Raw genomic sequence first — 13,075 nt, forward strand, 5'->3', positions numbered from 1 at the left:
GCTATATCTAAAATTCCCAAATTTACACAATTTTTTTTACACTGCTATTTGAGTATTTATAAAACCCCTAATATATTCTGTTCGGAAAGAAGTATAACCGAATGAGCTAAAGATTTAGCGATAAAGAAATAAAAAAACAAAAATAAAAGCTAACAAATTCTAATGAGTTTTCGTTCAATCCCCTAAAAATAAATGTAAATAATATAAAATGTAGGGTGTATTTTATATTATTTGTTTAAAAAAATAACCCCTTATTCCAAATGGAATAAAGGGTTATTTACTTAGCAGCTTTTTATATAAAGCGACTGTTAGCGTACAGCATAGGTTCTAATTATAGTCTGTTCGATCTTACTGCCGTTTGCGTCCCATGCTTTGATGCGAAGCGAAACGTAGCCAGAATCTGGGTTTTTGACCCACACTTTGTAATGGCCATCTTTCCTGTTATCTACCTTCGTGTTGCTCCAAGTGTTGCCGTCGTCAGTAGATACAGCGACCTCGACCCCTTTAATTTCTGCTGTAGCACCTGATTGAGTTACGAATGATAGATCGAAGTGGTCAGTAATGCCACCTTTCGCCGTGTTCTCATTATCTAGGCCAATGTCATACCTCGGCCACAGTAGCGCAAGGTTTTCTTGCCCCTCTGCAGGTCGCTGGGACTTGAATGTCCAAGCTGTGCTGGTCGTTGTAGCCAGAGTGAAACCGAACCATTCTGGGTGTGATGTGTCCGCCGTGATCTTATAAGTTGCCGGGTCTGGGCTGACCACAAACTTACGATTAGCTAGGTCCGCTACCTGAGAGCTGAGTTTCCCGTCTTGGTACAACCGATAAGTAACCTTGTCTTTCGAATTTGTATAAAACCAGCCGTAGTGTCCCGGTTCGCTATCACCGAATTCATTCATGCTAAGGTTTAAGGTGTCTCCCGCGCGATAAGCATTGGTATTCTCCGGTCCAGCTGGAGCGTTCGCCGCGCCCATCCAGGTCTCTTCTTTCTTGTCGCCCGGCGAATAGATCTGATTCCATGCGGTCTTAATGTTATGCGTAATATCAGAAACGTCTGGATAGTACTGATGGCCCCATTTCATAATATTCGAATCGGTTTTGTTTCCTGTAGAGTACCACTCTTCCCGATCCGGTGTTTTTTCCTCGAATTTATCCAATAACGCCACGAAGCCACCTTCGTCCTTACGTAATGCCACGGCCCAGTCGCCAGACTTCAACCAGCCATTTGGCCTGCGGTAGTGGGCCTTCACTACGGCAGAGTTTTCTTTTGTCACCGCGTCGACAGGGTTATCCGGAATTTCACCATTAATCATCGACGCATAATTGTACACATACGGACTGTCGGCGATTCCATGCAGATTGATCCAGGTAGGACCATTGGCGATTCTGTTGAAGAGCACTTCTCCGTCGCTTTGGCCAAGAGTATAGGTCGGGATGACAACATTGTCAATTGTATATACACCCAGATTGTACCTCTCCCCGTTGTTTTTGACGACGATCACTCCCGCGGCGCCAGCATTCATCACTGCTTTTATTTGGTCTCTCGGATTCTGTTTCGGATAATCGTAGGTTACGACCGCTAGCTTGCCATGGATGTCTATGCCGCTGAGATCTGCAGGCAGTGCCACGCCGACGTTGACCGCTTGGAGTGTCTTATCGCCGTCCAACTTATGCGCAAAGAAAACTGGCACAAGTGGAATCGACTCTTTTTTATGGTCATCATAGGTTGCCTTGATTGCAGGGGCGTAGTTGCGAGAATGGAAGTTGAACTCGAACTGACCAATAGTATTTGGAGCCTTGACTGGCAACACGTAGGCAGGAACTTCGCCACTAAAATTCCTCATGTAGTCAACTCCGAAGTGGTTTGTGTCCATCCGCTCGCGGACTCCGAATTTCCAAGAGTGCTTTTCAGACTCCTTAGGCGTCGTAACTTTTACCTCCTTGGCTAATCGGGAATCAAACGTGATTTCTTGATTCTCATTACTCTTTAGCTCTATCATAGGCACTGAGGCTAGGGTATAGCTCTGAGCTATTCCGGCCTTGTCATTTGTGTTTAGTGTACTCATTACCGCGTAACGTCCCGGCTGCAAGGATAATTTGGTCATCCCACTGCTACTAGGAGCGACATTTTTACCAACCCCCGTGTCAAGGTTGAACCACACTATATCGCCTCCAGCCGGTTTTCCGTTGCGATCGATCTCATTAATAGTTAAATTAACTATATCTTGTATTGTTGCACCAATGGTCGTATTAATGATTTTATTGTCACTTGAAGAAGCTTTAACCACTGCTTGATAATCACCGGATTTATTGCCAAGTGCTGGATTAAATGTTACATTCATCGCACTGCTGCCATGTGCTGGGACAGTGACCACTGACTGGCTGAGTTTAAACATTCCAGAAGGAGCCTCTGTTAAATCCTCTTCCGTGGCTGTCATTACGAGATTCAATGTTATCGCACTGTCGGATGGGTTGACATAATTAAATGTCTTTACGATAGGCTGAGTAGTAGTATACCCCGCTCCCATACTGACAACTGCAGGACTGCTATAGATGTTAGCATCTAATGCTTTCGAAATATCTACACGTCCGCCACCCTGTTGATAAGCTATGTAGCGGGAATTTGCTACTGCAGTGTCAATTAATACCTGCTTGACTTGGTCTCCTGACCAATCCGGGTGTCTTTGACGCAGAATGGCTGCAACACCAGAAACATGTGGTGTAGCCATCGATGTACCATTGAGAGAAGAGTAATTGGCATCAACCGGCGTACCTATATTAGTTCCTGCAGCACGAGCAGCCACGATTGCTACTCCCGGTGCCGTAATCTCAGGTTTAACCTTAAAATTATTCAAAAGCGGACCGCGGTTTGAGAAACTAGCCAATTTTTCGTCTTCGGATTTGTCAACGGCCCCAACGGTCAATGCTTTTTCCGCTGCCCCTGGCGCTGCAACGGTTCCTTTAGCTGGTCCTGAATTACCTGCAGCGATAACAAATAATGTGTTGCTGGTACTACTCAAATTGTTGACCGCTTGACTCAATGGGTCTGTTCCGTCACTCGGATCAGATCCACCAAGGCTCATACTGACGACATCAGCCTTTTCATCAACCGCCCATTCCATGCCACCGATGACTGAAGACATGGGACCTGTACCCTCATTGCTAAGCACCTTACCAATTAGAAGTTTTGCACCTGGTGCTACGCCCTTATATTTACCGCCGGAAGCAGCGCCTGATCCCGCGATAGTCGAAGCAACATGCGTACCATGCCCTTGTTTATCGACATAATCTTGACCATCTATGAAGCTCTTTGTTTTTAAAATAGCATTTTTTACATCAGGATGATTAGGATCGATCCCAGTGTCCAAGACAGCAACTTTCTCTCCTGTGCCATCATAACCAGCTGCCCATGCTGTAGGCGCTCCAATTTGTGGAACACTCTTGTCCAGCATCACTTGCACCGGTTTGTCAAGCCACAACTTCTTCATGCCGTCGGCAAGTTTTGGGGCGGTCTCTGCTTTGACACTGTCGTCGTCGACTGCTTCCCAGAACGTCTTCGCTTTCGACTTATTCGCCTTTAGCGCAACACCGTTAGCGCTATCTAATACCTTGTCCTTTTTTGAACCTGCCGGAGCAGCTTGTTCTAACGCTTCGTCCGTATGACTTTCTGTACCTGAGTAAGTCGCGATCAACGGGATATCAGAGTCATGAGCATCATCATAGCCGTATTCAATCAACTTGGTGACGTTGAACAGCTCGCGATCAAGCATATTAGTAGCTAAGTACGCCTGTGCCTGTGCCGGGATGACATAAAGATCACCACCCACATTCATCGTGGTTATGTCCACTGTGCCGTCAGACGCTGGCTCGACTGTCGCACCCTGCATGCCATCGGCATAACGGTCTACCGTCACAACCTCTCCCGTCACGAGTGTGACCTGGTGTGAGGCTACGACAGGATTGTGCTTTTCCGTCTCTTTAGCCTGGCTATCCTTTGTTTTATTGGTATTTTCTTCATAAGCAAATGTATTGCCAATACTTGTTGCCAAAAGTGCCGTAGTAGCCAATCCTGCTGTCAATACATTAATCATTTTTTTATTACTTCGTTTCTTCATTAAACCTCCCCATTTCCTAACTAAATAATAGATTGATATATTTGTAAAAATGTAAAAGCTTTGTGCTAATGACTTAACTTCACATTTCATACACTGATTTGACTTTCAACTTCAAGCTATTAAAATTTCTCAACTAATCAAGTATCAATTGAGTTAATTTATTAAATATTCAGAAATATTAATATCCTAAGTCACATTATAGGTTAAGCCCTTACATAAGTGTATTGGGGAATTTGTCTATGTTCTTAATAGGAATTTTTATACATAAATCTACATGAATATAAATTTCTATGTTGTATTTTGTAATTTAAAACAGAAAAAAGAGTTAAAATAATTAATTTTTTGTAGAAATTTAAAGTATATTAACACTTTGTTTGGGTAATTTTAGGATTTTCACTGGAGAATGGCCTTTGATTGTTTTGGACCTCAAAAAATTAATCCCTCTAATCCTCCATTCACTCAGTGAGAAAATTACTTGTAATCACAATGGAACCGTTCTTTTAAATATAGCTTTGTCGGTCCGTTACAAGAAACGTAAAAAGGCAACGCCCAAAAAATTAAAATATACCCTATGTAAACATAGAAACATAGAAACATAGAAAAAAAGCTATCGAAATCCTACTTTTCTAGGAAAGATAGCTTTTCATTTAATCTAATTGAAATATTTAAGGCGTCTTAACGTTATTGTTTTACCGTTACTGTTTTAGACACGGTTGTAATTTTGAAACCGTCTTTTGTAACGATATCAGCAGAGATAGAATACGTTCCATTTGGAAGGTCAAGTTCAGGTAACCATGCCGCTCTAAGTGTATGTTCATTTTTCACATCCCACGAATCAACCAATTTACCACTTGAATCTTTTACATTAATCGTCCAGTCTACTCTATTATGTGCAAAGCTTACAATTTTTGCTGGATTCTTTTCGTTAATATTTGTAGAATTTAAAAGCGCGAATGTTTGTACAACCATACCTTGCGTATTATAGCTTTGTTCTCCCCACGTAGTCCAAGATACATTCCCTGCATAATCAACACCTAAAATAACAATACCTTTCGGTTCTGTAGGAACTATTACAGATTTTTGCTCAAGACCTAATGAATAAGATTTTCCATTAACAAAAACAACGGCAGAATTAAAGTCACTCGCATTATCTGTCGCATTGAAGGAAACTTGATATTTTCCGTTCGTTGGCGTTACTGTAATATCTGAAACTTTCGGAGCGACAGAATCTACTATCATTGGCATTTTAACAGTCTGTGGTCTAGCGTTTGGATAATCTAACGTTGTTTTGATTACATATTGGTATACACCGTCAGGAACATAATTTCCATACTGGTCTTTCATATCCCATTGATATACGTTAGTTCCATAATCACCAACCATCATAATGTTTTTATGAAATTTCCATGGTTGTCCATTTCCAGTCATTTCACTATAATCGCCTAAATATTTAAGTTGTTTTCCAGTTGAATTTTCAATAGATATTTCAGCTTTTGCTAAATTACGTAAGGCTTGGAATGAACCATAAATACCAATATCTACATAGTTTGGCGAGTAAGCAATATGGTTAAGATCGAAACCATTTCCATTGAATCCTAAAGGAGATCCTTCTGAATCATCATTCCAAAGTGCAGTATATCCGACAAATGCATCTTTTTCCCATGCTGGAGCATCGATATTACGAGGCTCATCCCATTTCCCATAGAAGCCCATATAAGGAATGGATAATGGTACAGCAGAATCACTATCCTCTCCTGTTGGTACAAGGCGTACAAAACCTTCAACAAACTCATTTTTCTTTAATGTTCTTGGCAGGCGAATTTCTACATTCAGGTTTTTCTTTTGGCCTGTTTTAATTTTTAATGTTGCCCCATCCACATCAGTTAATTTTTCTCCATTTACATAGATGGAAGCACCTTCAATACGTTTACTTTTTAAACTTAAGTAATCTTTTGTATCTAAAGCTCCATCGTTATCTAAGTCAAATTGTTTCGTTTCAATCCCATCCGTTAATAAATCTACATTAACAGTATACTCGTATTCTTTTTTCGTTTTATTTGTTTCAAGTGATTCTACATTTAAATTGAAGATCGCTCTGTCGTTTTTAATTTCTTTTAATGCAACTGCTCCCGCTTGCTCAAGAGGTGTATTTTTTCTTGTCACAATAGCAGGTGTTTTAATTGCATTTTGAATTTGCATTAATCCAGATCCTTGTACACGTGGTGAATATGGAACTTCACTGTTTGTTCTTGGATCCATAACAATTTTAGCTGTATTCATTAACGCAATCTTTGCTTTTAAAACTGTATCTTCTGAATGTGTTAAACCTTTTTGATAAAGTGACTGCAATAACAATGCTGAACCGCCTGCAACATGTGGAGTTGCCATGGACGTACCGCTCATCACTTCATAATCATTTCCTGGTATAGTAGAGTAAATATTCCCTCCAGGAGCGGAAAGTTCCGGTTTAAAATCTAATGTAGGCGTAGTACCCATTGATGAAAAATAGGACATATTGTCTTTCCCTGGGTTGTCTACCCAAGCATCACCTGTATATTTCATACTTAAATATTGACCGCTTGGCATACTACTCATTTTACTTAACAATGCTTGTCCAACAGCTTTACTTATTGAAGCCGTTGGTGTTGCAGTTGGCGTTGCTGGAAGAGGAGCATAATCATAATTTATAGATCCTGTAGGTGGTATCATGATAATAGCCTTAGCTCCTGCACTCTTTGCTGTAAATTGAATGCTTGAAACAGTACTATACCAATCTAGTAATTTAACAACGGCAATGTAGCCAGTTTTGCCCTTAGGATAATCTGAAGCATATTTTCCTTCGTTGACGTATACCATATCGTAGTTTGTATCTGGTAATAGATTCTTAGAAACTTTAAAATTATAAGATGGAGCGAACTGATCTTGATCTTTGAATGGTATCGATAGACCATTTCCATCTGAGATTGCATTCAGATGAATTTTACTATTTTCATAGGAAGCAACTGACACAGCAAAAGGACTTACTCCTGGCGAACCAACAGTCCCGATATCAGGATCTTCTGCATATGGTTTTAAAGAAGATTTAGAGAGATTATTCATTGTACTGTATCCTGAATTCCCAGCTGCTACGACAACAAGTGTACCCTGTTCTGTCGCCATTCTGATCTCTTTTTGAATCGGATCATAGTTTTCGTCTACTGTGCCTGCATCTGTACCTAAACTCATGTTAATAACATCTGCACCCATTGAAATAGCATGCTCCATACCTGCGATAATATCATCTTCCATAGCGCCGCCGCCGTTATCTGAAAATACTTTTTCAGCTAAAAGTTGAACACCTGGTGCAATACCAGCCACTCCACCCTTCGTTTCGTCACCATTTGCTCCAACTATACCAGATACGTGTGTACCATGCGGACTACCTTTTGCACCGGGAATAACATCTGTATCATTGTCTGCCCAGTCATATCCCGTTGGAACTTTATCAGAATACCATTTTTCATTTACGCCTGTCTCTGCAAATTTTTGTTGAATATTATTTTGATTCCACTTTTCTTTTGCTTTTGCTGCATCAGATAAAGTCAAATCTTTATGCGTATAATCAATCCCTGAATCAATAACCCCTACAAGTAACCCTTCACCTTTATAACCGTATTGTTCCCATACTTTTTGGGCTTGTACTAATTCCTTACTTGCCGACATCGATTCTGTGTAAGTTCTAGCAATATGAACATGTTTGACCCCAGAAATAGACTGGATATCTTTCATATTTTTATATTGTGTTTCAACACTGAATCCGTTAAAGCCTTGATAATAGCGATGCTTTAATTTGACGGAATCATTGGATTTAGATTTTTTTTCTTTTGAGATTTGCTCGATTACTTCGTCTTGCTTTTGTTTAAATGAAGCTATTTTACTTTTAGGTGTTGTCTGCACATTTTCTGTCGGTTGATTAACCTCTACAATTAAATGAACAAGGTCATCTGGTTTAAAAGTTTTTATTTGATTATCTTTTTTAACATCTTTATAAATTGGTTTTACTTGATCTGTTGCAATATTATGCTTAACAACTACTGGTGCAACTTGCTCTGTTGGTTCACTTGGATCGTCAATACTTTCAGCGAAAGCTGTAAGAGATGTAAATAATAATGAGGTTAAAGCTGCAGTGCTCAATACCCTAAATGCATTAATTTTACTTTTCTTCATTAAGATAGCCCCTTTTTCTATTTTCTATTAAATAAAACTTTCGAGCATTAATCCTCTAGGTTTTTATTTTCTAATATCAATCTTTTAGTTTGATGTTTGAGAGATTAGTGACTTTTTATTTAGAATAGTTAGAAAACTATTTCTGTTTCACATTTTACTAATAAAGAACTTTGTTGTGTATTGGGGTTATAAGGAAGTATTTATCTACCAAGTTTCGAATCTATTTTTGTCTAATTTTGTCGATTATTTGTTCAAATCAAACGAATATATAGGTAATTTCGTCTATTAACTCGAAAAATGTATTATTTTATGTCCGAAACGTTTAATCTTTTAAAAAAATACTGACTAAATTTGGGTAATTTTGTAATATGTTAGAATATTTTCACGAATTATTTCTAGTAATCTATTTTTAAAAAGAATAATATTAAGCCATTTTAATAAAACTAACATTAATTGAATTCATATATTGGGACAAAGGATAAAAAAGGAGGATAAAGTGATGAGTTTAATTGAAAATCAAGATGATTCTAGAAGTATCAGCATCTATTGTTATTTATCTACGGATGAACAAACAATTTTTAAAACTTTTTGGCTGCTTCGGATAAATTTTGAGGACAAGCTTTAATTTGATGTGTTTCCTCATAAGATTTTATGAGGCAGTCAAAGAGGTTGTTACACTGGACGTTTTAAAATGGATTGAATTGCTATTAAAGTCAAAATCATTGAAGAGAGCTAAGATTTAACTTAGTTCTTTTTTATTGACACTTTAACAAAAAAGGCATTTAGAGTAAAATCAAAATGCTTTTTTATTATGAAGAATTTTTTCTCCAATTGAACATTCATCTTCTGCATTGCTAAGAGCCATCATTTTATTTAAGAATTCTAGAGTTCGTTTGTCCATCGCTTTTTGTTACATATTTGATATTATTTACATCATTTCTAGTAACTTAATTTACTAAACTAAAAACCTGTTCCCGATAAAATACAAGGAACAGGTTTGAAAAACTATTATTCAGGATAAACCAATTTAAAAAATCTTCCTCTGTTGTCGATCATCTTTCAAAATTTCTACTGCTTCTCTAAATCTCTGTGAATGGACAATCTCGCGTTCTCTTAAAAATCTTAAACTATCATTTAGATCTGGATCATCAGAAAGATCAATGATCCATTGATAAGTTGCTCTAGCTTTTTCTTCAGCTGCAATGTCTTCATATAAATCTGCAATTGGATCCCCTTTTGCTTGAATATAGGCAGCAGTGAACGGCACACCGTCTGAATTATGGTAGAACAATGCACTATCGTGTGAAGCGTAATGGGTATCTAATCCGGCAGCTTTCATTTGGTCTGGGGTTGCGTCTTTTGTTAACTTATAGATTAGTAGTAAAATGCAATAATAGTAGCATAGATTAGTAATAAGACTATGCAGAGGTGATAACATACATGAAAATTCAAAATGTTGCTATCTATATAAGAAAATCTAGACCCGAAGAAACTGAGGCTGATTTAACTAGTCAACAATTAGCATTGATTCGGTTATGTGATGATAAAGGTTGGAACTATGATATATATAAAGATAATGCTTCTTCTCAGGATTTACAACGTGAGGAATTTCAAAAGCTTTTAGCTAAAGTACAGCTAAATGCATACGATGCAATTGTTGTTACTGATCAAGGGAGACTCTCGCGTAATACAGGTCACTTTGGAACGATTAAAGAAATCTTATCTAATTATGGTGTTTTAGTTGTAACAGAAACGAAAACTTATGATTATAACAGAGCAGATGATGATTTAGTTTCAGATTTCGAATCCGTTATTTCTAAACAAGAATACATGGCAATTAAACGAAGATTAATTCGTGGACGTATTCAAAGTGTTAAATCTGGTAATTGGGCTTTTGGACGACCTCCTTTTGGATATGAAAGGAATTATAAAACAAAGAAACTTGAAAAAAGCGATTATGCTCCAGTAATTGAACGTATTTTTAATTTATACGCTGACGGTGCGACAACTGTAGAAATCGCACGTACGTTTGAACTTGAAGGGATATTAACTCCTAATGGTGCTATTTGGGATGAGGCAAGAATAAGCACAGTCTTATCAAATGAGGTCTACAAAGGATGTGTCGTTTATGGTAAAACAACAAATTCTAGAACTGAGAAATATAAAAATGGACGACCCAAACAATTAAAAAATGGAGATGATTTTATTCTTGTAGAGAATGCTCATGAACCAATCATTGATCCTGACATTTGGGAACAGTGTAGGAAGATTAGACAAGATCGAAATTCGAGACCACCAGGTGCAAGAATTGGTAAAATGCCATTTTCTAACCTAATTAAATGTGCTATTTGTGGAGCAACACACTCTTTTCAAAAAAGAAAAACAAAGGCGCATGGTGAACAAATCAGGATTACCAGTTGCCAAACTAAAATTTATGATGATAAAGGTGGATATACAATATGTAAAAATAAAGGTGTTGATCTTTATAAATTTGAGAAAGTTTTTTATGATTACTTCTTAAAATTTGTTCATCAAATTGATAATTACATTGATGTTATTAAGAACTCTTTAGAAGTAGAAGAAATTAGTTTCGATATAAATAGTATTGAGAAACAAATTAAGAATATTGATGGACAGATAAAAAAAGTGCAGCAAGGCTTTGTTATGGAAATCTTTACTGATGCTGAAGCACGGACACAAATTAATAAATTAAAAATAAGGAAAGAGGAATTAGAGAAGGAATTAATAGAGGCATCGAATAATTCTAATGAAGAAAAATTGAATGAACTTGAAAATTTGGTTAATAAAATTAAGCTTGTAACTGCAGGTAGTTTATCAATTGCTAATCGAGAGGCAAATGAGATTTTTAGGGAAGTCATTGATTATATTGAATATAAAAGAATTGGGGATCATACCGCTGGAATTGAATTAACCATTCATTATAAATAAAATTATAAAAATAATATTTATAAACAATAAAAACTCATCCTCCAAGACCGTAGTCTTGGGGACGAGTATATTTTACCGTGTCATGGGTGTACCCTAGTTTGTTAATATGTCTGGACTTTAACCTCATTAAGTACATTTTAAACATACCCATGCGCTATTAAAAGAGTGCCTGTCATACCCTCTCCATTCTTGGTTCCGATATGATATTCAGAATCTTGATTCAATCGATCATTCATATTCCTTTTTAGCAACTGAAGGTCTCTGTAATGAATTAATTCTAATTACTCTTCTCTTCAAAGTTTCCTCGTTTATTTTTATATAATTATAATTTTTCATATTTGATCATATTACTTGTTTTAGCCCTCCTATTTTAATTATGATTTTCGTCAATAATGTCTGGTAAAAAATAAATTATTGGAGGGGTTTATAAATGTTAATATCTAAGGCATGGAAAAGTTACTATAATGATAAGTTAATTGAAGGATACTCATTAACTACACTAAAAGCATATAGAATACAGGCAACACTCTTAATTAAACATTTTGATGATATTGAGATTGCTTAAATCACTACTGATGCTTTAAAAGAATATCTTGTATTTGTTGGAGAAAAGTTAAAGCCTGCAAGTTTAGCACATCGAATTCGTTTTATTAAATCTCTTTTCCGTTGGGCTCATGAAGAGGGTGAAATTCAAAGCAACCCTTCCTTAAAGCTTAAAGAACCAAAAGCTGGAACCAGAATTCCTAAATTCTTAACTGTTAAGGAAATTGAACTCCTCCGTGAAGCCTGCAATACACCAAGAGAACATGCAATAATTGAGTTTATGTATTCATCAGGATGCCGTATTGGCGAAATTGTCTTATTAAATAAAAATGATATAAATTGGTCGAATCACTTGGTAATAGTACGAGGAAAAGGTGATAAAGAACGTGAAGTTTACTTCAATATTCGAGCTGAAATATGGTTATTTAGATACTTAAACGAACGACATGATGAAGATCCTGCATTATTTGTAACCGAAAGAGCTCCCCGTCGGTTAAGTATTGCTCAAACGCGCCATATAATTAAGGAGGTTTCTTTACATGCAGAATTTAACAAAAAGATTTCACCTCACCAATTAAGGCATAGTTACGCAACTCATTTAATGGATAACGGAGCTCCAATTGAAGTAATCCAAAGTTTATTAGGTCACGAAAAAAGTGAAACAACACGAATATATGCGAAACTAAGTGGAAAGCAACGTCAAGATCAATATTGTAAATACTTTTAAAAAAGGACTCGCAACGTTCCTTTTAATAATCGTTCTTATAAAGCTAATGCGTGCGTAAGTAGAATAAAAAATACTATTTTAAAGCTCAATTAATAAATCTAAAATAATGTAAATTGTTCTGATTCCACTTTCTTTTTCTTTGTGGATTTTTTCTTTTCAATTACTTGTTTCGAAGTATTATTTACTTGAACAGCTATTTTTACTGCACTTACATAACTGTGCTCTTTATTGCAATTTGGACAGATGTATATCTGTTTGTTAATACGTGAGTCAGCTAGTTTCAAACGTTCTTCTTTTGACATTCCTATGTTTTTAGCACATGGCCCACAAATTTTCTCCACTACTTCACCCCCTATTTTTAATTCTTTTCTGTAAGACCTTTAATAAAAATCTATTTTATTGTTTTTAATCGTTCAGTGAATTAACAATTTAATTATACCATGCCTTAATTAACTATCCTTCTAAATACTAATATTAAAAGAGCAGCCATTGGCTGCTCTTCTAATTGAACTAACTGGCAGTTATATATAGTATC

The 13,075-nt window shown here is 36.7% G+C and carries 6 protein-coding genes and 1 pseudogene; 3 read left to right on the forward strand and 4 right to left on the reverse strand.

From position 1 onward, the window contains the following. Nucleotides 1-308: 308 nt before the first annotated feature. The 3 genes and pseudogenes from COC46_RS14430 to COC46_RS14440 form a co-directional block, all read right to left on the reverse strand. The gene (locus COC46_RS14430) at nt 309-4,115 is read right to left on the reverse strand and encodes a S8 family serine peptidase (RefSeq protein ID WP_176545160.1); all 3,807 of its coding nucleotides are present in this window, start codon (nt 4,113-4,115) and stop codon (nt 309-311) included. Between the two features lie 681 nt (nt 4,116-4,796). Then, nucleotides 4,797-8,321 carry a S8 family serine peptidase gene (locus COC46_RS14435; protein ID WP_098810409.1) on the reverse strand — a complete coding sequence of 1,175 codons (3,525 nt, stop codon included), beginning with the start codon at nt 8,319-8,321 and terminating at the stop codon, nt 4,797-4,799. A 1,027-nt stretch (nt 8,322-9,348) separates the two neighbouring features. Next, nucleotides 9,349-9,708: pseudogene (locus tag COC46_RS14440) on the reverse strand (manganese catalase family protein); the annotation flags it as partial. A gap of 53 nt (nt 9,709-9,761) precedes the next feature. Here COC46_RS14440 and COC46_RS14445 point away from each other — a divergent pair. The 3 genes from COC46_RS14445 to COC46_RS14450 all read left to right on the forward strand — a co-directional run bounded on the left by COC46_RS14445 (nt 9,762) and on the right by COC46_RS14450 (nt 12,540). Then, the gene (locus COC46_RS14445) at nt 9,762-11,270 is read left to right on the forward strand and encodes a recombinase family protein (RefSeq protein WP_098810410.1); all 1,509 of its coding nucleotides are present in this window, start codon (nt 9,762-9,764) and stop codon (nt 11,268-11,270) included. 430 nt (nt 11,271-11,700) lie between these two features. Beyond that, on the forward strand, nt 11,701-11,835 hold the full coding sequence (locus COC46_RS22760) for a hypothetical protein (RefSeq protein ID WP_255294910.1): 135 nt from the start codon (nt 11,701-11,703) through the stop codon (nt 11,833-11,835). Further along, nucleotides 11,836-12,540: a tyrosine-type recombinase/integrase gene (locus COC46_RS14450; RefSeq protein ID WP_255294912.1), complete on the forward strand. Its 705-nt coding sequence runs from the start codon at nt 11,836-11,838 to the stop codon at nt 12,538-12,540. It abuts the gene before it with no gap. Between the two features lie 98 nt (nt 12,541-12,638). Here the strand turns inward: COC46_RS14450 and COC46_RS14455 are convergent, their stop codons facing one another. After that, nucleotides 12,639-12,881, reverse strand: a complete 243-nt coding sequence (locus COC46_RS14455; RefSeq protein WP_098810411.1) for a hypothetical protein — start codon at nt 12,879-12,881, stop codon at nt 12,639-12,641. Between the last annotated feature and the right edge of the window lie 194 nt (nt 12,882-13,075).

It is taken from the genome of Bacillus sp. AFS041924, assembly GCF_002577195.1.
In the GTDB taxonomy this organism is placed as follows: domain Bacteria; phylum Bacillota; class Bacilli; order Bacillales; family Bacillaceae_G; genus Gottfriedia.

Excerpts from the sequence above, each read along its gene's own strand:
- COC46_RS14435 (WP_098810409.1), bottom strand. The coding sequence starts at position 8,321 with ATGAAGAAAAGTAAAATTAATGCATTTAGGGTATTGAGCACTGCAGCT.
- COC46_RS14430 (WP_176545160.1), bottom strand. The coding sequence starts at position 4,115 with ATGAAGAAACGAAGTAATAAAAAAATGATTAATGTATTGACAGCAGGA.
- COC46_RS14445 (WP_098810410.1), top strand. The coding sequence starts at position 9,762 with ATGAAAATTCAAAATGTTGCTATCTATATAAGAAAATCTAGACCCGAA.
- COC46_RS22760 (WP_255294910.1), top strand. The coding sequence starts at position 11,701 with ATGTTAATATCTAAGGCATGGAAAAGTTACTATAATGATAAGTTAATT.